We start from the raw sequence: 24,124 nt of genomic DNA, 5'->3' as shown, positions 1-24,124 counted from the left end.
CCCTCAGGTTAGAAAGCCAGTGTGGTGTCGACCGCATCCAGAATGCGGTCGAGATCCGGGATGTGGTCGTGCTCAATCTGCGAGGGCGGATACGGGATGTGCCATCCGCCTACCCGGGCGATCGGTGCTTGCAGGTAGTAGAAGCACCGTTGGGTCAGCCGGGCCGCGATTTCACCGCCGAGCCCACCAAACACGGAGGCTTCGTGGGCTACCACCATCCGGGTTGTGCGCTTCAGGGAGGCTTCCAGAGTCTCAAAGTCGATCGGTGACAGCGAGCGCAGATCCACCACCTCGATGCTGATTCCTTCAGCTTCGGCGGCTTCGGCAGCGCCCAGTCCGACCGCGGTCATCGCGCCCCAAACCACCAAGGTAAGGTCTGTGCCTTCTTTGGCCACCACGGCCTTCCATGGGTCGGCTGCGTGACCGGGATCGGAGAAGTCGACGATACTGCGGGCGAAGTAGCGACGCTTGGGCTCAAAGAGCATCACCGGGTCGTGGCTACGAATTCCAGCCCGAGTCAGCCAGTAGGCGTCGTGGGCCGTGGAATAGGTCAGGATCCGCAACCCAGCGGTATGAGTGAACAGGGCCTCCGGTGATTCACCGTGGTGTTCCACAGACCCGATCCCGCCACCGTAGGGTAGTCGGATGGTGACCGGAACCTGTTGGGCCCCATCCATGCGGGCATGGAGTTTGGCCAGCTGGGAGGTGATCTGGTCAAAGCCCGGGTAGACGAACCCATCGAATTGGATTTCGGCCACAGGACGGTAACCAGCTAGCGCCAGCCCGATCGAGGTGCCAATAATCCCGGATTCGGTCAGCGGCGAATCCACCACCCGGTCGCCACCAAATTCGGCTTTCAAGCCCTCGGTGACACGGTAGACCCCACCGAGTGAGCCGATATCTTCGCCTTGCAGTAGCACCTTGTCGTCGCTGGCGAGTTCATCGGCCAGGGCCTGGTTGATGGCTTGACCAATCGTCAGTTTCTTCGTCGCGGTCTCGGCGGTAGTGCTCATCGTTCACCGCCGTTCGCGACGGGTTCGTCAGCAAAGCCGGCGTGGTACTGACGGTATTCAGCCAGTTCTTCATCAATCAACGGGTGTGGCTCCGCATAAGTGTTCTGCATGAACTCTTCGAGGGTCAACGTGTTCTCTGGCGCCATCGCCAAGACCATGTCGCGCAATTGATTGGCTTGTGCATCGGCATCCGTGGCAATCTGTTCGAAGAAATCGTCGTCGACCTTATATTGCCGTCGCAAATAAGCTTCTGTGCGTCTCAGCGGATCCAACCGGGCGTAGGCATCTTCCTCGTCCTTGGTCCGGTACTTGGTGGGATCATCAGCAGTGGTGTGGGCCCCGCGCCGGTAGGTGTGCGCCTCAATCAAAACCGGGCCCTTGCCGGAACGAATGCGTTCGGCAGCCCACTGGGTGACGGCAAACATCGCGATAGGGTCATTACCGTCAACGTTGATGCCTTCGAAGCCGTAGCCGGCTGCGCGGGTGGAAATCGGTACCCGTGATTGGACGTTAAAAGGCACAGAAATAGCCCACCGATTGTTCTGGCAGAAGAACAGGGTGGGCGTGTTTTGCGATGCGGCATAGACCATACCGGCATGGACGTCACCTTCCGAGGAGGTGCCGTCCCCGAAGCAGGCCAGCGTTACCGGGGGGCGATGTTTTAGATCAGCACCCTGCCATTTGGCGTAATCGAGTTTGGTGCCCCAGGAGTACCCCACGGCTTGGGGAACTTGGGTGCCCAACACGATGGTGTAGGGGTGAATGTTGAAGTCGCGAGAATCCCACCCGGAGTTTTTGGCACCACGGAAGAACGTGAGCATATCGCGCACGGGAACTCCGCGATGGAAAGCCATCACATGCTCACGGTAGGTGGGGAAAATGTGGTCGGTGTCATCCAGAGCAAAGACTGCCCCAGCTTGGGCAGCTTCTTGACCGAAGCAGGAGGCCCAGAGTACCAGCTCGCCTTGACGTTGCAGGCTGGTGGCCTCGTTATCGATTCTGCGGGTCGTTGCCATCAGCTGGTAGAGCTGCTGGAGTTGTTCCTGATCGAGGTGATCCGCGTGGGACTGGAATCGATCCGCAGTGTGGGAGGGCTGATAGATTCCATCCGGGTCGAGGAATTGGACAGTGTCGGCAGGTAGGTCAGCGGGGATCTTCTCTGACCCATCATCACCGACGGGGACAATAGAGGTTCTCTCGGTCATGGCAAGGTCCTTCCTGGTCGTCATCGCGTTGGAATGGGTGACTCCAACACGTGAGAACTATCACTAATCTACCAGGAGAACCGCGAAACCATGCCGGACAGTTGTATAATGCTCCGCCGGTTGCGGGGGCGACTTACCGAGAGACGTTGAAGAACTCTGCCACCATCTGCAACAACCGCTCATTGGCTTCAGCTTCACCAATGGTGACGCGCACGCCTTCTTGTCCGAACCCGCGCACGGACAGACCCCACGTCGCGGCCTTCTGTACGAATTCCGGGGTGCGTTCGCGAAGGTCCAGCCAGAAGAAGTTTGCTGAGCTTTCGGGTACCTGAATACCCATGGCGTGCAGCTCACTCAACACCCAACGACGCTGTTGCTGGACGATGGCCACCCGCTTATGCACCTGGTCGAGGTTCTGCAAAGAAGTGATCGCGGCGGTTTCGGCGATGGTGGAGGTTGCAAACGGGGTAGCCATCACGCGCACGTGGGGCATCAGGTCCGGATGCACCAGCGCATAGCCGATCCGAAGATTGGCCAGCCCGTGAGCTTTGGAGAAGGTTCGCACCACGGCCGCATTGGGGTAGCGGGCAAAGAATTCCAGGCCATTGACGGCCTGGGGGTCCTCGATAAATTCCACGTAGGCTTCGTCGAGGACCACGAGAACATCAGCGGGAACCTTGGCCATGAATTCATCGACCTCGGCGGTGGTCAGCACCGGGCCGGTGGGATTATTGGGGCTACACAGCATGATCATCCGCGTTGCCGGGGTGAGTGCGTCGGCCATGGCCTGCAGGTCGTGACGACCGTCGGCTAGCAACGGGACCCGAATATCTTGGGCGCCTGCCGAGAGCACGACAATCGGGTAAGCCTCAAAGGAACGCCACGGGATGATGACCTCGTCACGGGTCCCGTCGGCGCTGGTGCCCGCCAGAGTGGACACCAACTGGGTGAGCGCACCCAGCGATCCGGCGCCGATCACAATGTCGTCGGGGTCAACGTCCAGGGTCTCTCCCAGTTCCTGGCGCAGAGCGGTGTACATCGTGTCCGGATAGCGGTTGAGAATCTCACCGGCAGGTCGCTCGTGGTCTTCGGTCGGTGCGGCGCTGAACAGTTCGGCCAGCTTGTCGATCACCGCTGGCACCGGGGCGTAGGGGTTCTCGTTGGACGAGAGCTTATAGGAACGCAAGCCCGGCACCTCCCCCGAGGGTTTCCCGGCAACATAGGCGGGAAGCTCGTTCAACACGGCGCGGGGGTAAACTCCGTTTGTGGTGCCAGGCTGCTGAGCCTGGTGGTGGTCGCGGGACGCGGAAGATTCAGGGACATTCATAAAAACCATCGTATCGTTGAATGGTGCTCACCACATTTTCACCTTCGTGTGCCACGATGAGGACATGAGATTCTTGCTCAACACCGCTGTTACCGCGGTGGCTGTGTGGCTTGCCACCTGGCTACTACCCGGAATGTATTTCGTCGGCGCCAGTTCGACCGGGGAGGAAATCCTTGGACTCCTCGGTGTCTCGGTCATCTTCGGCGTGGTGAACGCCGTGATTGGCCCGTTTCTGCGGGTGCTCTCGCTGCCGGTCACCTGCCTGACATTGGGGTTATTCACTCTGGTGATCAACGCTGTGTTGTTGTGGCTGAGCACGTGGATCTCTCAGGTTTTCCCGGTGCACCTAGAAATTGATGAGTTCTGGTTTACCGCCATTTTCGCCGCCATTATCATCTCCTTGGCCTCAGCCATTATGCAGCGAGTGCTCGCAGCGCTGTTTCCGCCAGCCGAAGCCTAAGGCACCGGCCTGTTAGGAGGGCAACGGTGGCATGCTGATCCGGGGCGGCCCTAATGGGCTCGTGGTGGGGCTTAGGGTCCGACTGTTCTTTCCCACGTCTTGCATGACAGAGTGGGCGCCCTCTGCGATCCGGTCTAACGGATTACGGGGTGCTCCGGGATCGCGGCGCTGGAGCGAATAGGTTTTGGTGGCCACCGCCCCAGTGGTGATTCCAGACAGATGTTGCAGCTGATGTTCCAGTTGCCCCCGAACCACCGGATCCGCCACTGCGTCCCGAGTCATTTCCTCCAGGTTATGCCAGCTGTGCCCGGCACCGAACGCCCCGGATTCAGCGGGGTCTGCCCCCGCAGGGAGATCTTCCAGGATCACTCGGGAATGGTTCACTCCCCCATCGGGTACCGGGCCGCTGAGCGCGGTCGCCCGGTCTCTGATGTGCTGAAACCCGAGATAAATAGTGTCTGGATCGTGGTCGACGTGGTGGTCTGGTGCACCGTAGGTGACAACCGCCTCCACATCGTAGACGTCAGTGATCTTGGGGTTGGTCGCCACCGTTGAGGCATGCATACCGCCTTGGGAATAGCCGCTGAAGATCACCTTCGCCCCCTCGGGCACCCCAGCTTCTGCAAGAATGTCGACGGTGGCATCAGCGACGTGTTGAGACCCTAAGGTCATCCCTTCTCGCATTCCAGTGGCACCCCAGGCATTTTCTTCAAATCCGAAGTCTTGAAGTAGTTGTTGGGGGTTGAATAGCTCGTCAGGGTCTGAGATGTCCAGGTCATCAAATTGTGACCCCGGGTAGCTGACCGTATAAACCTCCTCGCCACTGTCAAGAGTGATCCTGCCAACCTGCATGGATGATTCTCCAGCATTTTCAGGGAAGGACCCCTCCTGGTGCTTCAGCAACCACGCAATACTGCCATCCGCCCGTCCAGCATCGGCCCACCCTTGGGCATCGGTGTCACCTTTCGTGGTGTTTGTGGTGTCATACCGGCCGACTCGCAAAAGTCCCGCCGTGCCAACCACGCCTCCGGCCAGCATCCACAATGCTTCAGTCTGGGAGAGCTCCGGGTTGTCGGTTATCAGTTTCAAACCGGCTTCAGTGACATTGGCTACTGTGCCAAGAGCAAGGCCGCCGGCCGGACTAAAACCAACGTGTAGCAGGTTTAATACCGCTTCGGGCCCGTCTTCGAGTAAGCGGGCTAGGTCTTCGGTGCGGATATCTTGGCCGGTCACCAGATCCCCCAACATTCGTGTTCCGGACACCGCCAGCATTAAGGAAGACATCTGCTCTTCGACCACGCGTTCGGCCTGACGGTATCCTGCCACAGCGAAATCCACGCCCTCAGCTAAGCCGTAGGATTCAGTGGCCAGCCAGGCCAGTCCTGAACTCACCTCGACAGCACGGGCCCGTACCTGGGCTCCTGAAGGAACGGTCAATGTTGCGAAACTCAGCGCACCACTCCATGCAGTAGCTTTTGCCCCCAGTACCCCGGCACGCACTGCAATGTCTTTCAAGAATTGACTACCACGTTCCAGTTCTTCAAGATTGCCCTGGATTGACGAGGCTCCACCCACCACCGAGGCCATCAGCACACTCCCGTGGCAATATCAGCGACCGTGGACCGGGCCGCGTTCAGAGCATCCCGGGCCTGGGCCGCCTGGACCCGTAGCTCGTCGATTCCCTTCCGGCCCGCCTGTTTCATGGCAAGCGCCGAGTCAGAGATATCCCGGGTCTTCGCCTCGGTACGTCGGGTCTTGTCTTTGAACGCTTCCCCGGCCATCGAGTGCCAGTCCAGGCCACCGATATCGCGGAGTCGGGAGGCCAGCTGCTCAATTTCTGCCTGAACCCCCTGAACTTCCTCCACGACCGTTTCCAGTGCCAGGATGGCTTTCTCGATGGCGGCCACTCCCAGGTCTCCCACCCCGGGCCCCTCCGACCACTGCTGAATGTGAGGGGCCACATGCGTGCAATACGCTCCGGTGGCGGTTTCAATCAGTGTCATCTCGCGCCTTTCGTCTCCTGCGTCATCTCATATCTCATCGAATCAACGTATCGACGAATTCAGCGTAGGAAGCACCCACGTTCTCCACCGTCTTCTCGGGCCAACAGTGGATAACCGTTGCAAACCTTCAAGCCTGTGGACCGGGCGGAAAAACGTGCAAAAATAGAAAAATGACCTCCACTGATTCTTCACTCGCGACCACCGATTCTGCACGTCGTTCTTTGGCTGACGCCGGGGCAGTGCTCGGGCCCCTGGATGGCCGGTATCGGTCATCCGTTTCGGAGCTCACCGAGCATCTTTCCGAGGCGGCACTGAATAGAAATCGTGTGGTGGTGGAGGTCGAGTGGTTCATTCACCTGTGTGAACTTCAGGTCCTGCCTGGTCTGGACCAGCTCTCCGCCGACCAGAAGCACGAGTTACGCCGGCTGTACACCGAGTTCGACGCTGCCTCAATTGCCGAACTGGCTGAGTTTGAGGCCACCACCGTCCACGACGTCAAAGCCGTGGAATACTTCATCTCCGCCCATCTGAAAGACATGGGACTGCAGCGGCTGACTTCGCTGGTGCACTTCGCCTGCACCAGCGAAGACATTAATAACCTCGCCTATGCCCTGGGTATTCGCGATGCGATCCACCAGGTCTGGATCCCGCGAGCGCAAGAAACGATCGACACGATCGCCGAGCTCGCACAAGGGTGTCAACACACCCCGATGCTCTCACGCACCCACGGCCAGCCGGCAACCCCAACCACCCTGGGCAAAGAATTGGCGGTGTTTGTCCACCGCCTGCAACGCCAGCTGGATCGCATCTCCCGCCAGCAATACCTGGGCAAGATTAATGGCGCCACCGGCACTTACGCCGCCCACCACGTGGCTGTCCCCCACGCCAACTGGCCGGTAATTGCTCAGTCCTTTGTGGAAAGCTTAGGGCTGAGCTTTAATCCCCTGACCACGCAGATCGAATCGCACGACTACCAGGCAGAGCTCTACGATGATCTCAGCCGGTTCAACCAGATCCTGCACGGGTTCTGCCAGGACGTGTGGTCCTATATCTCCATCGGCTATTTCACCCAGGTCCCGGTTGCTGGGGCGACCGGGTCTTCGACCATGCCGCACAAGGTCAATCCGATCCGTTTCGAAAATGCCGAGGCCAACTGCGAGTTGTCCAATGCCATCCTGCACACACTGGGTCAGACCCTGATCGAGTCCCGGTGGCAACGCGACCTGACCGACTCCACCTCCCAACGCAATATCGGGGTGGGGCTGGGCCACTCGGTGCTGGCCCTGTCCAACGTCACTCGCGGGCTGGGGCAACTCACCGTCGCCGAGGAAGTGCTGGCCGCGGACCTGGATAACAACTGGGAAGTACTCGGTGAGGCCATCCAGACCGTGATGCGCGCTGAAGCCATTGCCGGCACCGAAGGCATGGAACAACCCTACGAACGGCTCAAAGAACTCACCCGCGGTCAGCGAGTGACCCCCGAGCGGATGCGCGAGTTTGTCCGGTCCTTGGGGCTGAGTTCCCAGGCCGAGGAGCAGCTACTGAAGCTCACCCCCGCGGCCTACACCGGGGTGGCCGCACAATTGGCGGCCGAAACGCTTGAGGGACGTCGCTAACGCGAAGCCTCACCAGTGTGTTAGCGTCATTCATCCTGGCCCAGACCGACCCAGACGATATCCAGGACCAACAGCCCCGCGGGATCGATGAATTCCCGGAACCCACGGAGCAGATGCCAGACTCTTCGGTGGACTATCTGCCCGATATTGTCTATTTTGCCGACCTATCCGGGGTGTTCTTCTTCGCGGTCTCCGGTGCACTGCTGGCCTCCCGGCGTGGTTTCGACATCATCGGCTCGGCGCTGCTGGCAGCGCTGACCGGACTGGGTGGCGGTGTGGTCCGCGATGTGATTATTAACGCTGGGGTCCCCAATGCGTTCGCTTCCCCGTCCTACATGATCCCGGTGGCCCTGGCGGTCTTGCTGGTGTATATCCGAGTCATTGACTCAGACCGGCTCCGACGCACGATCCTGGTGTTTGATGCCGGAGGACTCGCTGTGTTTTGCGTGGTCGGTACCCTGATCGCCACCGATGCGGGGCTACCGGTCGTCTCGGCAACACTGTTGGGCGCTGCCACCGCGGTCTTTGGCGGGCTCTTACGCGATGTGGTGGCCAACCAGATCCCGGCCATCTTCAACCCCCACGATATTTATGCCATCCCGGCGGTCTCCGGCGCTGCGGTGGTGGCGATTTTGAACGCCTTGGATGTCTACGAGCCACTCTGGGGTGCCGTGACTGCCGTGGCGGTGTTTAGTTTCCGGCTCGTGGCCTTGCGATTTAAGTGGCATGCTCCCAGCGCGGCTTTTGGCGGGACCTTCGCCTGGCCCTGGCAACGTATCGATCCCAAGCCTGACGATGAAGAGGAATTAGCGGACGAGTTGGAGGATGAACTCGACGAGCTTGATGGTCCCGATGACGATCCAGGTTCTGACTCGGATGATTCAGATCCCGATCACGGCCCCGACAAGTTCTAGGGTGTGTGCCCGGTGTCATAAACAGGCCGTTTTCTGGGGGCTGACGTTGAGCATTGATAAATGACGGCCATACTTGAACAACGTCGTGAGCGCCCGTCTGCTGACGCCCACCGAGCCCTAGTCGCGCCGCTGTTCTGCCCCGGCGGGGAGACACCTGCCACGCTGGCTGCGTTCGCCACTTTTGCGGTGGGATGTATTGCCCGTCGGCTGGGAGGGTTGATCATTGGTCATGTCGGCGACCACTACGGCCGTCGCCCCGCATTGTTGCTGACCGTCATGGTCATGGGTGTGGCTACCGCCGGCATCGGGCTCTCCGGGGCCACCACGCTGGTAGCCGAATTTGTTCCCCAAAACGGCGTGGACTGTTCACCTCATTCGTCGTGGGCAGGCCTGCGGCCGGTATCGCCCTGGCGACACTGGCGTTCCTGGCGGTCTCGGCTCAGTGACCAGGCGCTGTTGGCGTGGGCGTGGCGACTTCCCTTCCTGGTCAGCGTGGTGCTGTTCGCTCTGGCGGTTTTCATCCGCCAACGGCTGGAAGAAATACCCGAGTACGTGGTGGCCCGTGCCCGCGCGGAGCAGCGAGCAGATCACCAGCGCGTCCCCGTCTCACGACTGTTCCGCTACCATTTGCACGAGCTCATCACCGGGTTTTTGATGATGACCGGCCACAATGCCATCAACTACACCCTGGCGGTGTTCGCCATCTCGCCGATGACCTTCGAACACGTCGGGCTCTCCCGCCCGGCCGCCCGGGGCGATGATCGGCTCGGTCACCGCTTTTGCGATCCTGCTCGGTCTGGCCTCGAGTTCTGCGTGGCTCGCCGTGCTGGCCGTAGCGACCGGCGACGGCCTGGTCATCACCTTCACCTCGGGAGGCCAAGGTGCCTTCCTGGCCGGTTGTTGCCTGCTGTCACTGGTGGCCGTGGTGTTCGCTTCCCGCGCTCAGCACTGAGGGCGGTATCGGCAGGGTACTAGTCCTCGTGGTCGTTGAGCATGTGCGCTCCACGGTTGGTGAGTGCGAAAATCAGATCGTCCTGTGTCACCTGGGTCGCGCCACGTAGCACTGCGGCCTTGGCGGCGTCCTGGGCGGCCAGCACCAGTTCGGCGTGGCTGAGTCCGGGCATGTATTGGCCGTACACGTCGGCCTCATTGACCGTGACGTCCGGAGCCAGGTTACCCAGTTCATTGCGCATCACCTGGACCGCCACCCGCGGGTCTGGTAGCGAAAAGTTCAGCACGACGTCGAAGTGGCGGAACATGTACCGTTCCAGCGCTTCCCGCCGATTGGTGGCCGCCAGCGCGATGGAGCCGGGCTGAATCTCGTCCAAAAACATCATGAACGCCCGGAACACGCCACGGTCCCGGGCGTCGCGGTGTTCGATGGCGACGACGCCGAACATGTCGAAGAGGAAGATCGCATTGCGCTGGGTGAGTTTTTTGAACACGCCGCGTAAGGATCGGACGTCCTCATCTTCGGAGTAGGCAGCCAACAGCGAGTCCAACCAGACGGTGACCAGTGGCAACCCCAGTTCTGAGGCCAAAATTTTGGCGGTAGCGGTTTTACCAGTCCCGGCCGGGCCTTCTAAGAGCACCCGGTAGGCTGGATAGAGGCCGGCTTCTTTGAGTTCTTCTTCCGAACGGTGCTCGGCAATCAGTTGCCGGAGCCGTTCGATGAGGTCGTCAGAGATGATCAGATCATCCAGATGTCCTTTGGGGCGGGTGACCTCAATATATTCGGTCAGGTCCGAATCAACCAACGCGTCGGTGTATTCGGCGTCGAGGTCTTCGTCTTCGCTGGCTTTCTCACCGGTGGCAGCATTGACCGCGTTGTGAATCTCTTGGGCGGAGTTGCGTCGCCCGTCGCGTAGCTCGCGGGTAGCAACGTCGCGGGCCACCGCATAGAAGCTTTCGTCGTCGCCGGCAGCGTGGTTGGCGACTAAGGCAGAAATGTCGTGGCTTAGCCCTGACATGGAGAAATCAGTCCCTTAGATCATGTAGTGTGACATACCCATCATAGTCGGGTTGTCTAGGAGGCCACGGCGCTGGCCATCTGCGTCAGCTCTTGGGACATCGGCTGATGGAGACGCCAAATGATAGTCATCGGTTTCGCGCCTTGGCAGGAGACCAGGTCAGCGGTGCCGAGACAGACGAAGGCTCGGGTGCCGATGACATCGGTGGGAGAATGCCGGGCAAACAACATCGTATGGGTCCCGTTCTCAGCTTTGTTTGTGTAGCGTCTCCCGGCTGGTGAATCGGGACCGACTCTACTCTGAGACTCCCAGTGAAACAGCTCGGGACTGATCGCGTAATCCCGGTGCATCGTGGTCGGGGAAAAATCGCGTTCGGATTTATGCAGGTTAATCAGTAACGCATCGGTCTCAAAAGCCTCCGAGTACTGGACGCCCTCAACGTGGGAGGCTCGAGGCTTGTCCCAGCTGGAGACATCCAAGGCAGCCAAGATTTCTTCGCGGCGGTAACTGGCCCGGGCTACTAGGGGCATCTGTTCCCCCAGGGCGGTGGTGGCGGGAACGATCCGGGCGGTGGCGAGATTCTGCTCAAAAATCTGCTCAATTTCGTCCACTAGGATCTTTTGGTTCTGTAGCCAGTCGAACGCGTGGTCATAGGAGGCGAACGTGTCGTCCTTCTGGTAAGGATGCAGGAACGAGAAGTAGAACATCCGCGCCCAGCGTTGTTCTGGCTCGGTCAGTGCCTCGTATCTGAAGGGTTCGTGGATGAGCTCGCGGTAGATTTTCACCCGCTGTTCGTCATTGACGTGCAAGAGACGAAAGGCTCCGAAGCTTGTGGTGAGGTCTTCGTCAGTCACCGGTGCGTCGTCGCCTGCCACCTCGGCACGGATGGAGGTCCACGACCGTTTGGAGCCAGCCGAGCGGTAGATGTCCTCGATGGTGCGGTCTGCCTCCGTGAGGTAGTGATGGAGTGTATAGCGCCAAATGTTCCGGGTCCCCAGATGTTCCCGCACGTCTTGAATCACAGCGTTTTTGGTGCTGGAGGTGTTTTTCTTCAGATTGTCGAGAATCCGGTCGCTAGCGATCTGGTCGAGGACGATCTGGGTGCCCGCAGGCAGGTAGGGAAAACCGTGTTCGACATCCTTGACGAGTCTGCGGCGACCCGAGCCGGTCAAAGCGCGGAATTTGCGGTCCATGCGGAATTTTTCGTGCTGTTGCCCGATCAGATCCAGCACTGTGAGCACGTTCTTCTCGGGGGCACGGCGCAGACCACGACCCAGTTGCTGGAGAAAAATCACCGGTGATTCAGTCGGACGCAGGAAGACCACCGTGTTGACCTCGGGGATATCCACACCCTCGTTGAACACGTCCACGGTGAAGATCATCTTCAGCACGCCCGTTGTGAGCTGTTCCACATACAGCCGGCGTTTGTCACTCGGGGTTCCTCCGGTAATCGCCTGGGCCGCAATGCCGATCTGGTTAAATCGGGTGGCCATGAACTCGGCGTGTTGCACGTCGACACAGAATCCCAGCGCCTTCATGTGGCTCAGGTCGGTGAGCTTATCACGCAGTGCTTTAACCACCAGGCGCACGCGTGCGTCATTGCCGGTGTAGAGGTTACTGAGTTCGGTTTCGTCGTAATGGCCTCGTGTCCACCGCAGCCGGCTGAGGTCCAACTCGTCGAGGTCGGCGATGCCGAAGTAGTGGAAGGGAACCAGAATATCTGATTCCAATGCGTCCCACAGTCGCATTTCGGTCGCGATGCGGTGATCAAAGAAGGCCGCCACATTGACGCCATCAGCACGTTCGGGGGTGGCCGTGAGTCCCAGGAGTTGTCGAGGCTGGAAGTAATTCAGCAGACGCCGGTAGGTCGGTGCTTGGGCGTGGTGGAACTCATCGATGATGATCACGTCGAAATGCTCCGGATCAATGCGGGTGATGACCTCATCGTGAAGTGATTGTACGGAAGCGAAAACGTGGCTCCAGGTCCGTGGGCTCGCTCCATCGACCAGGAGCTCTCCGAAGGACCCGTCGGCCAAGATCTCCTGGAAAGTCCGCCGGGATTGGCGCAAGATTTCCTGGCGGTGGGCAACGAATAATAGCCGTGGTGGATCATGGCGCCAGGGGTTCTGCGGGTCGGGTGTTTGCGCGAGATTCCGGTAGTCCAGTCCGGCCACCACGGTCTTGCCGGTGCCGGTGGCTGCCACGACGAGGTTTTTATTTCGGCCGTGTTCGGCTCGTTCGGCAGCCAATTGTTCAAGCATGATGACCTGGTGCGGATAAGGGCGCACCTCCAGTCCGCTGATATCAGTAACCACATCATCGCCGACGGTCATGGTCACGGTGGGGCCGTCATGTCGGTTTTCTACCAGCGCACGCTCCAGTCGGTCGCCATCGTGTTCGGGGTCGTAGGGCTCAAACTCGGCACTGGCCCAGAAGGTTTCGAAGGTCGCTTGGAATTTGTCCATCACCGCCGGGGTGGCGATCTGGGAGAGGCGAACGTTCCATTCCAACCCGTCGAGCATGGCCGCCCGGGAGAGATTCGAGGACCCCACATAGGCGGTCGAGTATCCCGAATACCGGTGGAACAACCAGGCTTTGGCGTGTAACCGGGTACTGGTGGTCTGATAGCTGATTCTGACTTCGGCCCCGAATTTTTTGACGAGCCGGTCGATCGCTACTCGTTCTGAGGCACCGATGTAGGTGGTGGTCAGCACACGGAACGTGGCTCCGCGATTTTTGAGTCGGGTCAGTTCTGCCTCAAAAAGCCGCAACCCGGACCACTTCACGAACGACATCAGCAGGTCGACGCGATCGGCCGTATCAAGTTCGGAACGAATCTCGGCTCCGATCTGTGGTTCGCCCTCTCGGCTGTGGGTCAGCAGTCCGGCCTCGGATAATGGTGTTTCTGGACGCACCAGGCGGTACGCTGAGTTGTCGCTCACGCGATGGGTGGTGCTGTGGTCGCTGAGTTCCGAGCTGACCAGGTCGAGTAGCTGTTGCGCCTGTGGTTTTGACTCCGGGGCGGGAAGAAGCTGGTCGGCGGCGAACTCGTCTCCGAGCACGCCGATCACGTGCCTGGCTAAGGCGAGGCGTTCTTCAGTGGTGTCGCAGTGCTCGAGCGCGCGCTGGATGAGTCCGGAAAGGTACTGGGCCAGCTGGGAGTTTTCCTCCCCAGTAGCCACCGGGCGGATAGAGGCCTCGATGGTCCCGTCAGCCAGGCGTTGGTCCAATTGGCTCTGTCGGCGGTGGGTAAGTAGCGCCTCGTAGGCTCCTAGGGAAGAGGCATTTCAGATTGCTCGGGGCGCTGGCGACTCATACCGAAAATACTATAAGGTGCAGTTGTTTCTGCACATAGTTGCCGCGTGGGTGGATGTGGTTAAAAATCACATGGTGGCCGGAACCAGCATATTCGGTTCCAGCCACCACGAGGGCGACAGTGTCACGCCACAGCGCGAGCAAGCAACTTAGGCGAAGGCACCGTGTCCGGTCAGGTCACGACCGATCAGCAGGGCCTGCACCGACTCGGTGCCTTCATAGGTGTGAATACCTTCAATGTCGGCCATGTGGCGGATGACACCGTGCTCGAGCTTGATGCCGTTGCCACCCATCAAATCGCGGGCGTCAGCGGCAATCCGCCGAGCGGTGCGGGTGTTGTTGTACTTAGCCAGCGATGCCTGGGTGGGACGAAGGATGCCGTTGGCTTCCAAGTTGGCCAGTTGCACGCAGTAGAGTTGCATGCTCACCAACTCGGAGAGCATCCGGGTCAGGCGCTCTTGAACCATCTGGTGTTTGGCCAACACCTTGCCAAACTGCTTGCGCTGGGTGGCATAAGCCAGAGCAGCTTCAAAACATCCGGTGGCGTGACCCAGTGCTGACCAGGCGACACCGGCACGGGTTGCATACAGTACCTTGGAGACGTCTTTGAAATTGTGCATATCTGGAAGCACCGCATCAGCGGGCAAATGCACGTCGTCGAGCCAGATATCGGCCTGGTCGATACCGCGCAACGACCCTTTATAGCGGATCGGTGTGGCCGAGTAGCCTTCGGTTTCCTGTGGGACGATAAAGCCACGCACCTTGCCATGGTCTTCTGCTCCCTCGGAGTTGACTCGGGCAAAGATGAAGGTGATGCCCCCGGCAGCGCCGTTACCAATCCAGCGCTTCGAGCCACGAAGCACCCAGGAGCCGTCTTGTTGGCGGGTGGCTTGGGTTTCCAGACCCGCCGAGTCGGAGCCGTGATCGGGTTCGGTCAGACCAAACGCCCCCGGAATCTCGACCCTGGCCAGGGGCTTGAGATATTTTGCTTTCTGTTCTTCAGAACCGAAGTAAACCAGGGTTCGCAGTGCCAGCCCACCCTGGACTGCCAGGATGGTGCCCAGCGATCCGTCAACACGGGAGAGCTCCATATTGACCAGACCGGTGGCCAGCGGAGAGAATTTTTCCAGGTCGGGGTGGTCGAGCCCGTCGCTGAGCAGACCTGCTTTGCCAAGCCCCTGGGCGATCGAGACCGAGTATTCGTGCTTATTCCATCCATCAGCCAGTTGCTCAGCGACGGATTCAGCATAATCGCGGGCGCGCAACCACACCGCACGATCTTCGTCGGGGATATCGGAGAAGACCTGATAGTAGTCAACATCGAGGGCATCGGTCACGTGGTAGTCGGGCTCAGTACGGCCTGGAAAAGTGTTCTCTGTCATACTCACATGCTACCGCTGTTCACGGTTGCAATTGATTGTTGTCTAGAGCACACCGCGGCTATTGCGCGCTGTGGGGTTGAATCGTGATGCAAAAGAACCGAAAAATGACACCATTTTGACAGAAACACTAGACATTCAGGGCGCGACCTAGTGAAATATTTTCAAACAAATGTGAACTAGGACACTATTGCTACGTGCTGTGGCAGGACCGGATCGTCAGGAAGAGAAAAAGGATCAGTCAATGCGAATACCGGCGAAGGACTTGGACCTGAGAAATATTGAGCAACTCATCGAAGTGAATGCAGGCAATCGCACCGTGACCGGAACATTGAGTTGCCTCATCCGTACTCCCTACGCCATTGAGCTGGTCATTGGTGGCTCCGAAAAGGTCACCGTCGGCTTCGAGGATGAGGTCGATATTTATCGGGGAACACTGCTGGCGCACTTGGTCCGTCGCGAGAAGCTGGAACAAGAAAACGGGGGCATCCTCTCCGAACAGGATCTGCAGGACATCGAGTCCATGCTGGACCCATTATTTGAGTTACTCACCGGCGCCCGGGCAGGCTGTCAACCGCCCCCTGATCAGCCGAGCTCGACGACTTCAGATGGCACCACCGGTCCGCACCCGGTCAGCGCTACAGTGCTACCGACTAAGAAAGCCCGGTCGCTCTATCCGACCCCGTTGGAAATCGCCAACCAACGCTAATCTAGGCGTTGTCGGCCGCCAGCTGACCACAGGCCCCGTCAATTTCTTGACCACGGGTGTCACGCAAGGTGGTCGGTACCCCGGCTTCATTGAGTCGGCGTACGAACTCGTCGGTGATTTCGGGTTCCGAAGCCGTCCAAATTGAGCCGGGAGTGGGGTTGAGCGGAATCGGGTTGACGTGCACCCATCCGTGTCCGCGGGCATTGAGTTTCTTCGCCAGCAGGTCGGCGCGCCAGGCGTGATCATTCATATCTTTGATCAGCGCGTACTCGATGGAGACACGACGACCGGTGGCCTTGTAGTAGTTATAGGCAGCATCGATGGCTTCATCGGCCGACCAGCGCGAGTTGACCGGCACTAGCTCGTCACGCAACTGGTCATCCGGGGCGTGCAGGCTCAAGGCGAAGGTCACCGGAATGCCTTCGGCAGCCAAACGGTTGATCGCAGGCACCAGACCCACGGTGGAAACGGTGATGTTTCGAGCCGACATTCCCAATCCGGCGGGGCTGGGCTCGACCATGCGGCGGACCGCGGCGATGACGCGTTTGTAGTTGGCCAGGGGCTCACCCATGCCCATAAAGACGACGTTGGTGACCCGTTCTGCCTCACCGGATTCATGGTGGGCTCGTCCACCCAGTCCACCCTCGGCGATGAAGCGATTGGCATGCACGATCTGGTCCACGATCTCAGCGGCGGACATATTGCGAGTCAACCCGTTCTGCCCGGTGGCGCAGAAGGGGCAGTTCATGCCACAGCCAGCTTGCGATGAGACACACAAGGTAATCCGGCCCGGGTAGCGCATCAGCACGGACTCGACCAGGGCACCGTCAAAGAGCCGCCAGAGAAACTTCACGGTGTCACCGTTTTCGGTGGTGAGTTTCCGAACTTCAGTCAGCAACGATGGAAAAAATTCGGCAACCAGCTCGTCACGGGATCCGGCGGGCAAGTCGGTCATCCGCTCCGGATCGGTGGTGTAGTGGGTGAAGTAATGGGTCGAGAGCTGCTTGGCCCGGAATGTCGGGTATCCCAACTCAACCAACTTGGCCTCACGTTCTTCCAGGCTCAAATCCGCCAGATGTGTTTGGGGTTGAGCGACTTTGGGCCGTTGCTTGAACTGTAGCAGTGGACGCCCGTCGGGCCCGGTCTGTTGGACCCATCCTTCGGTCTGGGGTCGCACCTGGGGACGGTTGTTATCGGTCCGGCGCGGGCTAAACTCGCTGGGCGCACCGTATCCGTGACGCTTGAGGCGTGCTCGATCTTCGGCAAGTTCCCGCGCCTCGGTTTCGTCCATCAGTGCCCGCTTCGGCGGATTCAGGCGCGTTCGACCTGCGCGATCGGTCTCGCGCTTCACGGGGCGGGTACCTGGCTGGCGTGGGGTATAACGTTGCGACATAACGCTTTAATTATCGCATGATTACCGCACCCACGGTCTACAAACCGACCATCCAGACATCATGACTTGTGGTGTGATTTCTGAAGTTTATACACCGGCGTGTCCAGCCCTTCATAGCGGGCCTTCAGCTGGATCGCCAGGTATTTGGAATAGTGCCTGGACTGATGCAGATTACCGCCATGGATCCAGAGGTTTTTCACGTTAGTGGGTTTCCACATATTGCGAAGTTCTCCCTCCCAAGGACCGGGATCCCTTTTGGTATCGGAGCCATAACCCCAGCATTTCCCCACGGTGTCAGCAACTTCCGGGGAGATAATGTCGGCCAGCCATTCGTTCATAGAGCCGAAGCCAGTGGCATAAACCACGAGATCCGCGGGCAACTCCGTGCCATCGGCGAGTACGACCGAGTGCTCCGTAAGGTGATCCACCTGCCCGTTGCGCAGGCTCACCTCACCATCAATGATCAGTTGTGAAGCTCCGACGTCAATGTAGTATCCGGAACCACGTCGTAGGTACTTCAGGAACAGTCCTGAGCCATCCTCGCCAAAGTCGATGCTAAAGCCCGCATCTTCCAATGCCTGGTAAAACTCCGCATTCTCCTCGCGCATTTGTTCAAAAGCCGGGCGTTGAACATCCGGCAGAATTCGGTAAGGCCAGGAAGCGAATAGCCTGTCGGCCCGGTCTGTATCGATTCCTGCCTCCACTGCATCTTCGGAGTACAGGGGTCCGAGCGCGAGCTTCATAAGTGAATGACTGGGCGAGATGTGTGTGGAGGAACGCTGAACCATCGTCACGTTCGCGCCGTGCTCCCAGAGGCTGGCACAAATGTCGTGCGCGGAGTTGTTAGATCCAATCACCACCGCACGCTTGCCCGCGTAAGCCTCACCACCACGGTGCTGAGAGGAATGATGTTGCTCGCCGGCGAATTCAGCCTGGCCGGGGAACACTGGAACATGTGGGTATCCGGAGACACCCAGCGCGAAGACCAGGTGCGTGGGGTAGAGGGTGACCTCTTCGCCGTTGCGGTCCACCCGGACCTCCCAGCGTTGCGTTTCTTTGTGCCACTGCGCATTTGTGCAGGTAGTGCTGGACCAGTAATTCAGCTCCATGAGATCCACATAGTACTTAAGCCAGTCTGCGACCTTGTCTTTGGACGGGAAGACCGGCCAGTTGTCGGGGAAATTCATATAGGGCATGTGGTCGTACCACACAGGGTCATGCAGGTGTAGAGACTTATAGCGGTTACGCCATGCATCTCCCGGAGACTCGTAACGATCGACGACCAAAGTGGGCACCTGAAGATTCTCCAAGCGTGATGCCAACCCGATGCCGCCTTGGCCTCCCCCAACGATCAACGTATAGGGCTGCTCAGTTACCCCGAGTGTTTGCTCGCGCTCTTGACGAGTTTCGAGCCATGTCTTGCGTCCTTTAGTGATGCGATGGCTTACTCCTTGCGGGCGACGGCGACCCACCCGTTCTTCGAACCCGCGAAGTTCCTCGAGAATAGTCAGTAATGTCCAGGCGACGTTGTTACGGATCCGCACAATCGCCTCCCCTCTCCCAGCATCGGTCTCAAAGCTTAGCCACGCGGTGGTAACTCCATCCTCGGTGACCGGTTCCTCAGTAATGCGCCAATTGCGTGGTGATGCCTGCTCCAGGGTCGCAGCGACGAGCTCCCTGATGTGCTCGTGCCCTTCAGCAGTGTAGAGATTCCAGGTAAACGCCACGAAGTCTCGCCAAAAACCGTCTGGCTCAAATACCTCTACCACCTGTTCGGCGTTATGGGAGTCCAAAGCTTCCGAGAAGCTTTGAAGCCAGTTTTCGGCGATGGCAATAGCTGATTCCTGAACTGATGTATGCACCTGACGGGTGTTTTCGTTTGTCATGGTTTTCTCCTCGAATTCGTCGTCTTATACCAGTCCGCGACAGACATCTCTCAACACACCGTGCAGACTGATATAGTGACATCAATCACATTGATGCTCCGAGGTTAACACCTAGGGGGTTACATGCCGGTTACAGAAACCAAAGGAGAACTCACCGCTGCATGGGCCCGATGCGCTCAACTGGGCCTTTCTCGCGACTTACAGGAACCAGCTTTGGTCCACAGCGACAATGATGTCCAGTTGCAACGGCTCCGCAGTGGCCTATCGGACATTGCTACTCCGCTGTGGGAAGCGTTTTCAATGTGCAGCTCTCACGAGCAGGTCATGATTCTGACCGACTCGTTCGGAACCGTGTTGTGGAGATACGGCACCTCGAAGATGCTCAACCAGGCAGACCGGATTGGCTTCGTGGAGGGCGCAGGTTGGTCCGAACCCAGTGTGGGAACCAATGCCATTTCCCAGGCACTAAGGACACAAACAGCATCACTCGTCTCCGGGGAACAGCACTTTGCCTATAGCCACCAGAGATTTAGTTGTATGGCGGCCCCCATAACCTGTCCCAGATCAGGGTCTGTCATCGGAATTCTCGATATCACCGGCCCGTGCACGACCATCAGCGAAGATATCACCGCCATGGTTCAGTTCAGCGCCGGCCTGGCAACCGGTTTACTCCGGTCGCAATTAGAAGAAGCTTCGGAAGCTAACCTAGTCCGTCTCAGGTTGCTTGGTTCTCAGCCCGCAGTCTCCGTGCCTGGGCGGGGATGGACGCAAATACCCTTGCGCGGGGCAGAGGTTCTCGCAATGTTGGAGTCACGCCGGCGCGGGTGGTCGGCAGCGGAACTGACCGGTGAACTTTATGGGGATTTCGGACTACCCGGAACTATAAGGACGGAGATGCACAGACTCAGAAAAGTGCTCGGTGATGCGTTGCTGTCCCAGCCCTACCGGTTTGCCGAAGATGTCGTGGTTACATCCGACGTTAGTAAAGTTGAGCAACTTCTCAGCGAGGAAGATCTTGATGGAGTCCTCGATCTTTATACCCAACCACTACTAGCGCACTCGGCCAATGAGCGGATTTTGCAGTGGCGGGCCTGGCTGGATCAACACGTCGAACAGCTCGTGCGCTCAGCAGGTACTAAGTCACAACAGATTCGGTGGCGCCGAACCGAAATGGCATTCCAAGACCAAGACCTCTAGCCGAAGTCCCGGAGCGTTCGAGACCGAAAGTACTCAAGCATCGTACTGAGTGAGCCCAAAAGCTTCTCTTCTGCCAGCTGACTTCGGCAATACAGCCTTGATGGTCGTCCCGGTAGGCAACACGAGAAACAAGGGATCAGTCATCGCCCATCGACGCAATAACTGTGGCCGGAGGAGTATTCTCGCTCAGCCACCGTTCCTCCCACGTCCGGGAGCAGACCCACGGCCGAGCATCCTGCCTAACAGTGAGCACATTCCGTTCAACCGCAAATGCCCGGTTCTGGAATTCATCCCGCTAACCAGCCTGTTGCGCCATCGGAATCAGAATTACGCTCCTGAGACGAATCACAGTGGTAGATCTAGCCACCGTGGTGCCTGTGCCTGGAACTCTTCGGCACCAAGGCTATGGCCGACCGCCGCCGGTATCGCCCCGAGTAACGGGGCAATCGTTGAAAGCGCCTGGCGGTTGTCGACATCGACCGGTAGGGCAGGATCAGGCCAGGAACCAATGATGATCCCGCTGACCTCGACGCCACGATGAGAGAGCGCTTCGGCGGTCAGCGCGGTGTGATTAAGTGTGCCCAACCGTGAACGGGCGACGATGATAGCACTGACGTCTCCGTCTAAGTCGACCGCTAAGGCTCGGGCGAGATCGGCCAGCGTGTGGCCACCGAAGTCGACAAGCACACCACCGGCACCCTCGATGAGGACATGGTCAGCTTCAGTCCGTGTGGCCAGTGCACGGATCAGGGCAGCGTGTTCATCAACGGTCGGTAACGAGACTTCCTCGGCCCTGGCGGCCGGTACCGGCGCCATCGGCAATCGCAGGGTCACGTGGGTGAAGGTTTCGATGCCGGCAAGCCGGGCGACGATCTGTGCATCGGATTCGGTGACGACATCGGAATACTGCGCCTCGAGCACGGCGCGTTCGGGATCGTCGGGGCGAATATGACCGGTCTGGACCGGCTTGACCATCATCACTCGTCGCCCGGTGGCAGACAGCCTTGCAGCCAGCGCAGCTGTCGTGATGGTCTTGCCGACCCCCGTGTCGGTACCCGTGACAAACACGTACCGGGGCATCATGAGTCGGCCGCCCGGGTACCAGAGGACGCTGATAAGGCGCAGGCGCGGATGATCGCCTGGATGCGCGTGCAGGCACGTTCCAGTTCCGCGTCACTGAGACCGGCGCGTGCTGTAGACCGCACTCGCGTGATGCCATCGGGGACTGAAGGAGGCCGGAAACACCCCACGAGGATGCCCTCGTCGCGGAGCAATTCTCGAGCTCGCACCCCGGATTCGGGTGTGGGCATGGGCACCGAGAGCACCGCACCGGCCGGGACCGGTACCTCGAGCGCGGCGGCAAGCTGAGCTCGAGCCGTTGCCATATCGGCCACACGGTCGGGGGTCATGAGCTCGAGCGCGGCATGGGCTGCAGCGGCATTAGCCGGGGCCAGGCCGGTGTCGAAGATGAACGAGCGGGCGGTGTTGATTGTGGCATCGCGGACGAGCTCGCTACCCAGCAGAGCACCACCCTGAGAACCGAGGGCCTTCGACAGCGTCGCGGTGACGACCAGACGGTCGCGGTGCGCGCTGAGTTGTGCGGTAGCACCGAAGCCGGTGTGCTCACCGGTACCAGCGACGCCCAGCCCGTGGGCCTCATCGACAAGGAGCATGGCATCATATCGGGCGCACAAATCGAGCAGTGTCTCAAGGTCCGCGGCATCGCCGAGGACGGAGTAGATCGATTCGACGATCACAAGCGCCTCAGGGTGAGCCCGTTCAGCCAGAGCGGTCTCAACAGCTGCCGTATCGTTGTGTGCCACGATATGCACGGGCGCCTTTGTCAGCCGGCACGCATCGATGAGCGAGGCATGATTATGCGCGTCGGAGATGATGAGCGTGTTGGGACCAGCCAAGGTTGTGACAGCCGCCAGATTGGCCATATAGCCACTTGAGAAGGTCACACAGGCGGCGTGTCGCAGGCGCTGGGCCAGGACGGCTTCCAACGCATGATGCGCGCCTGTCGTCCCGGTGACAAGGCGGGATGCGCGTGCCGAGGTGCCGAACTCCTCAATCGCGGCTACCGCGGCAGCGTGAACCTTTGGGTGGCGAGAGAGACTGAGGTAGTCGTTCGACGCGAGGTCGAGACCGGTGAGCGCTGAGTCGCGACGGTCCATATTGGCCGTGACACGACGATCACTGGCGACTGCAAGGCGAGCAGTGATCGCGTTCATGATGCCGACTCCTGGGAATGTGCCTCGGCCGCAGCGACCATTGCCTGCGTCATTCTATCGACCATCTCGGCCGTGGAAATATAGGGTGGCATCGTGTAGATGTGGCGCCGGAAGGGTCGGAGCCATGTCCCGTGTTCGGCCGCAACGCGGGTGGTCAGGCCGATGTCGACAGGCCGGTCGAGTTCGATAACACCAATTCCGCCAGTTACGCGCGCCCCAGTGACGGCCGGCAACTCCCGGGCCGGCGCAAGACCGGCCTCCAGCGCCGGGGAGATGCGTTCGATCGCCGGTTGCCACCCGCTGGTTTCATCGCCGAAGAGCAGCCCCAGGGAGGCGTTCGCGGCCGCACAGGCAAGGGGATTGGCCATGAATGTCGGGCCGTGCATGAGCGCGCGATATGAGGAGCGGGTAATAACCTCGGCAATCGGACCGCTACACAGAAGGGCCGCCATGGATACATATCCCCCGGTGAGAGCCTTACCTAGACACATGACATCGGGGGTAATCCCGGCAACCTGCGAAGCGAAAGCGCTACCAGTCCGCCCAAAGCCGGTGGCTATTTCATCGGCGATGAGCACTGCGTCAATGTCATCGGCCAATCGTCGCAGAGCCTGCAGTGCCGCCGGATGGTAAGGTCGCATTCCTCCCGCGCCCTGGAACAGGGGCTCAACAATAACGCCGGCCAGCTTGCCCGCAGAGGTATCCACGAGGTTTTCTGCCTCACGTACCCATGCCTGCACCTCGGCCGCGGGTGCCTCAGGGAGTGGAGGTTGGGCGAGGAAGATGTTTTCAGCTAGGAGGGAGGCGAAATCCGCGTGCATGCCACCGACCGGGTCGCAGACACTCATCGCCCCGGTCGTGTCGCCGTGGTAGGCGCCTTCAAGAGCAAGGAAAGTACCGCGTTCTCGCCCGCGGGCACGCTGGTACTGAATCGCCAGCTTGAGGGCGACTTCGACGGAGACCGACCCGGAATCAGCCAGGAACACGTGATCGAGCCCGGCCGGGGTGACCTCGACGAGGCGTTCAGCCAATTCCACGGCAGGGTCGTGGGTCAGTCCGCCAAACATCACGTGGGAGAAACGCCCGATCTGCTGGGTCAGCGCCGCATCCATCACCGGGTTCCGGTAGCCGTGGACGACCGACCACCACGAGCTCATTCCATCAAGGAGCCGATGTCTGGTGCCTGCAGCATCCACCAGGTTGACGTAGGGCCCCTCGGCACCGGTTACCGAAAAGTGTGCACCAGCATCGAGCGGGCCGTACGGGTGCCACAGCAACCCAGTATCCCGCTGCAATGTACTGTCCTGAGCCCCAGGTACAGGTTCAGACATGGCGGACCTGGTCCGTAGCGACACCGCGAGCATCACTGGGGTGTGACGAAGATCTAAACATCTTCTTATTATTGAACACTGTTCAGTTGGGTGCCAAATCGACACGCCCCCCCATAATTTGCCCTGGTGAAATAGGGCGCGCGTGGCCGTTGTAGCATTCGATGACGCACCG

The 24,124-nt window shown here is 59.6% G+C and carries 19 protein-coding genes; 6 read left to right on the top strand and 13 right to left on the bottom strand.

Features of this window, described 5'->3' with window-relative positions; all coding sequences use genetic code 11:
- Nucleotides 1–8 precede the first annotated feature (8 nt).
- The 3 genes from DCC27_RS10985 to DCC27_RS10975 form a co-directional block, all read right to left on the bottom strand.
- Complete coding sequence (locus DCC27_RS10985) at nt 9–1,013, bottom strand: alpha-ketoacid dehydrogenase subunit beta (RefSeq protein ID WP_110110937.1); 1,005 nt, start codon at nt 1,011–1,013, stop codon at nt 9–11.
- Nucleotides 1,010–2,218, bottom strand: a complete 1,209-nt coding sequence (locus DCC27_RS10980; RefSeq protein ID WP_110110938.1) for a thiamine pyrophosphate-dependent enzyme — start codon at nt 2,216–2,218, stop codon at nt 1,010–1,012. Before DCC27_RS10980 ends, DCC27_RS10985 begins: the two co-directional genes overlap by 4 nt.
- Nucleotides 2,219–2,351: 133 nt before the next feature.
- Nucleotides 2,352–3,545: a histidinol-phosphate transaminase gene (locus DCC27_RS10975; protein WP_110110952.1), complete on the bottom strand. Its 1,194-nt coding sequence runs from the start codon at nt 3,543–3,545 to the stop codon at nt 2,352–2,354.
- A 64-nt stretch (nt 3,546–3,609) separates the two neighbouring features.
- On the opposite strand from DCC27_RS10975, the gene DCC27_RS10970 reads away from it, so the two are divergent.
- On the top strand, nt 3,610–4,005 hold the full coding sequence (locus DCC27_RS10970; protein ID WP_110110939.1) for a phage holin family protein: 396 nt from the start codon (nt 3,610–3,612) through the stop codon (nt 4,003–4,005).
- A gap of 12 nt (nt 4,006–4,017) precedes the next feature.
- On the opposite strand, the gene DCC27_RS10965 is transcribed toward DCC27_RS10970, so the two are convergent.
- Both DCC27_RS10965 and DCC27_RS10960 read right to left on the bottom strand, forming a co-directional pair.
- Complete coding sequence (locus DCC27_RS10965) at nt 4,018–5,592, bottom strand: hypothetical protein (RefSeq protein ID WP_148707536.1); 1,575 nt, start codon at nt 5,590–5,592, stop codon at nt 4,018–4,020.
- Nucleotides 5,592–6,008, bottom strand: a complete 417-nt coding sequence (locus DCC27_RS10960) for a hypothetical protein (RefSeq protein WP_110110941.1) — start codon at nt 6,006–6,008, stop codon at nt 5,592–5,594. Before DCC27_RS10960 ends, DCC27_RS10965 begins: the two co-directional genes overlap by 1 nt.
- Nucleotides 6,009–6,178: 170 nt before the next feature.
- On the opposite strand from DCC27_RS10960, the gene purB reads away from it, so the two are divergent.
- Genes purB through DCC27_RS10945 form a run of 3 tightly spaced genes read left to right on the top strand, consistent with a single transcriptional unit; the run spans nt 6,179 to nt 9,513 of the window.
- Complete coding sequence (purB, locus tag DCC27_RS10955) at nt 6,179–7,624, top strand: adenylosuccinate lyase (RefSeq protein WP_110110942.1); 1,446 nt, start codon at nt 6,179–6,181, stop codon at nt 7,622–7,624.
- Between the two features lie 17 nt (nt 7,625–7,641).
- The gene (locus DCC27_RS10950; RefSeq protein WP_341771012.1) at nt 7,642–8,538 is read left to right on the top strand and encodes a trimeric intracellular cation channel family protein; all 897 of its coding nucleotides are present in this window, start codon (nt 7,642–7,644) and stop codon (nt 8,536–8,538) included.
- 60 nt (nt 8,539–8,598) lie between these two features.
- A complete protein-coding gene (locus tag DCC27_RS10945; RefSeq protein ID WP_110110943.1) occupies nt 8,599–9,513 on the top strand; it encodes a hypothetical protein in 915 nt (304 codons plus the stop codon).
- On the opposite strand, the gene DCC27_RS10940 is transcribed toward DCC27_RS10945, so the two are convergent.
- The 3 genes from DCC27_RS10940 to DCC27_RS10930 form a co-directional block, all read right to left on the bottom strand.
- Nucleotides 9,510–10,508: an AAA family ATPase gene (locus DCC27_RS10940; protein ID WP_110101413.1), complete on the bottom strand. Its 999-nt coding sequence runs from the start codon at nt 10,506–10,508 to the stop codon at nt 9,510–9,512. The two genes, DCC27_RS10945 and DCC27_RS10940, sit on opposite strands and share 4 nt — an antisense overlap.
- 56 nt (nt 10,509–10,564) lie before the next feature.
- On the bottom strand, nt 10,565–13,738 hold the full coding sequence (locus DCC27_RS10935) for a DUF3427 domain-containing protein (RefSeq protein ID WP_110110944.1): 3,174 nt from the start codon (nt 13,736–13,738) through the stop codon (nt 10,565–10,567).
- A 234-nt stretch (nt 13,739–13,972) separates the two neighbouring features.
- Nucleotides 13,973–15,205: an acyl-CoA dehydrogenase family protein gene (locus tag DCC27_RS10930; protein WP_110110945.1), complete on the bottom strand. Its 1,233-nt coding sequence runs from the start codon at nt 15,203–15,205 to the stop codon at nt 13,973–13,975.
- A 241-nt stretch (nt 15,206–15,446) separates the two neighbouring features.
- Here DCC27_RS10930 and DCC27_RS10925 point away from each other — a divergent pair, with 241 nt between their 5' ends.
- Complete coding sequence (locus DCC27_RS10925) at nt 15,447–15,911, top strand: hypothetical protein (RefSeq protein ID WP_110110946.1); 465 nt, start codon at nt 15,447–15,449, stop codon at nt 15,909–15,911.
- A 1-nt stretch (nt 15,912) separates the two neighbouring features.
- Here DCC27_RS10925 and rlmN read toward each other — a convergent pair whose 3' ends face one another.
- Nucleotides 15,913–17,304: a 23S rRNA (adenine(2503)-C(2))-methyltransferase RlmN gene (gene rlmN, locus DCC27_RS10920; RefSeq protein WP_110110947.1), complete on the bottom strand. Its 1,392-nt coding sequence runs from the start codon at nt 17,302–17,304 to the stop codon at nt 15,913–15,915.
- Nucleotides 17,305–17,363: 59 nt separating this feature from the next.
- Complete coding sequence (locus DCC27_RS10915; protein ID WP_110110948.1) at nt 17,364–19,190, bottom strand: NAD(P)/FAD-dependent oxidoreductase; 1,827 nt, start codon at nt 19,188–19,190, stop codon at nt 17,364–17,366.
- Nucleotides 19,191–19,313: 123 nt separating this feature from the next.
- On the opposite strand from DCC27_RS10915, the gene DCC27_RS10910 reads away from it, so the two are divergent.
- Entirely contained in the window at nt 19,314–20,387 is a 1,074-nt protein-coding gene (locus tag DCC27_RS10910; RefSeq protein WP_110101410.1) for a helix-turn-helix domain-containing protein, read from the top strand.
- A gap of 345 nt (nt 20,388–20,732) precedes the next feature.
- Here DCC27_RS10910 and bioD read toward each other — a convergent pair whose 3' ends face one another.
- The 3 genes from bioD to bioA are packed head-to-tail and all read right to left on the bottom strand — an operon-like array spanning nt 20,733 to nt 23,952.
- Nucleotides 20,733–21,470, bottom strand: a complete 738-nt coding sequence (bioD, locus tag DCC27_RS10905; protein WP_199445909.1) for a dethiobiotin synthase — start codon at nt 21,468–21,470, stop codon at nt 20,733–20,735.
- Nucleotides 21,467–22,621 carry an aminotransferase class I/II-fold pyridoxal phosphate-dependent enzyme gene (locus DCC27_RS10900; protein WP_110110949.1) on the bottom strand — a complete coding sequence of 385 codons (1,155 nt, stop codon included), beginning with the start codon at nt 22,619–22,621 and terminating at the stop codon, nt 21,467–21,469. The genes bioD and DCC27_RS10900 overlap by 4 nt, the downstream gene beginning before the upstream one ends.
- Nucleotides 22,618–23,952 carry an adenosylmethionine--8-amino-7-oxononanoate transaminase gene (bioA, locus tag DCC27_RS10895; protein ID WP_110110953.1) on the bottom strand — a complete coding sequence of 445 codons (1,335 nt, stop codon included), beginning with the start codon at nt 23,950–23,952 and terminating at the stop codon, nt 22,618–22,620. The genes DCC27_RS10900 and bioA overlap by 4 nt, the downstream gene beginning before the upstream one ends.
- Between the last annotated feature and the right edge of the window lie 172 nt (nt 23,953–24,124).

Origin of the sequence: Auritidibacter sp. NML130574 (assembly GCF_003185725.2) — a bacterium.
GTDB classification, from domain to species: domain Bacteria; phylum Actinomycetota; class Actinomycetes; order Actinomycetales; family Micrococcaceae; genus Auritidibacter; species Auritidibacter ignavus.
Note: the sequence above shows the minus strand (reverse complement) of the source record. Positions and strands in the feature narration are given on the sequence as shown.

Excerpts from the sequence above, each read along its gene's own strand:
- bioA (WP_110110953.1), bottom strand. The coding sequence starts at position 23,952 with ATGTCTGAACCTGTACCTGGGGCTCAGGACAGTACATTGCAGCGGGAT.
- DCC27_RS10980 (WP_110110938.1), bottom strand. The coding sequence starts at position 2,218 with ATGACCGAGAGAACCTCTATTGTCCCCGTCGGTGATGATGGGTCAGAG.
- DCC27_RS10965 (WP_148707536.1), bottom strand. The coding sequence starts at position 5,592 with ATGGCCTCGGTGGTGGGTGGAGCCTCGTCAATCCAGGGCAATCTTGAA.
- DCC27_RS10975 (WP_110110952.1), bottom strand. The coding sequence starts at position 3,545 with ATGAATGTCCCTGAATCTTCCGCGTCCCGCGACCACCACCAGGCTCAG.
- DCC27_RS10910 (WP_110101410.1), top strand. The coding sequence starts at position 19,314 with ATGCCGGTTACAGAAACCAAAGGAGAACTCACCGCTGCATGGGCCCGA.
- DCC27_RS10985 (WP_110110937.1), bottom strand. The coding sequence starts at position 1,013 with ATGAGCACTACCGCCGAGACCGCGACGAAGAAACTGACGATTGGTCAA.
- DCC27_RS10940 (WP_110101413.1), bottom strand. The coding sequence starts at position 10,508 with ATGTCAGGGCTAAGCCACGACATTTCTGCCTTAGTCGCCAACCACGCT.
- DCC27_RS10945 (WP_110110943.1), top strand. The coding sequence starts at position 8,599 with ATGACGGCCATACTTGAACAACGTCGTGAGCGCCCGTCTGCTGACGCC.
- DCC27_RS10960 (WP_110110941.1), bottom strand. The coding sequence starts at position 6,008 with ATGACACTGATTGAAACCGCCACCGGAGCGTATTGCACGCATGTGGCC.
- DCC27_RS10900 (WP_110110949.1), bottom strand. The coding sequence starts at position 22,621 with ATGAACGCGATCACTGCTCGCCTTGCAGTCGCCAGTGATCGTCGTGTC.
- DCC27_RS10970 (WP_110110939.1), top strand. The coding sequence starts at position 3,610 with ATGAGATTCTTGCTCAACACCGCTGTTACCGCGGTGGCTGTGTGGCTT.
- DCC27_RS10930 (WP_110110945.1), bottom strand. The coding sequence starts at position 15,205 with ATGACAGAGAACACTTTTCCAGGCCGTACTGAGCCCGACTACCACGTG.
- DCC27_RS10915 (WP_110110948.1), bottom strand. The coding sequence starts at position 19,190 with ATGACAAACGAAAACACCCGTCAGGTGCATACATCAGTTCAGGAATCA.
- rlmN (WP_110110947.1), bottom strand. The coding sequence starts at position 17,304 with ATGTCGCAACGTTATACCCCACGCCAGCCAGGTACCCGCCCCGTGAAG.
- bioD (WP_199445909.1), bottom strand. The coding sequence starts at position 21,470 with ATGATGCCCCGGTACGTGTTTGTCACGGGTACCGACACGGGGGTCGGC.
- purB (WP_110110942.1), top strand. The coding sequence starts at position 6,179 with ATGACCTCCACTGATTCTTCACTCGCGACCACCGATTCTGCACGTCGT.
- DCC27_RS10925 (WP_110110946.1), top strand. The coding sequence starts at position 15,447 with ATGCGAATACCGGCGAAGGACTTGGACCTGAGAAATATTGAGCAACTC.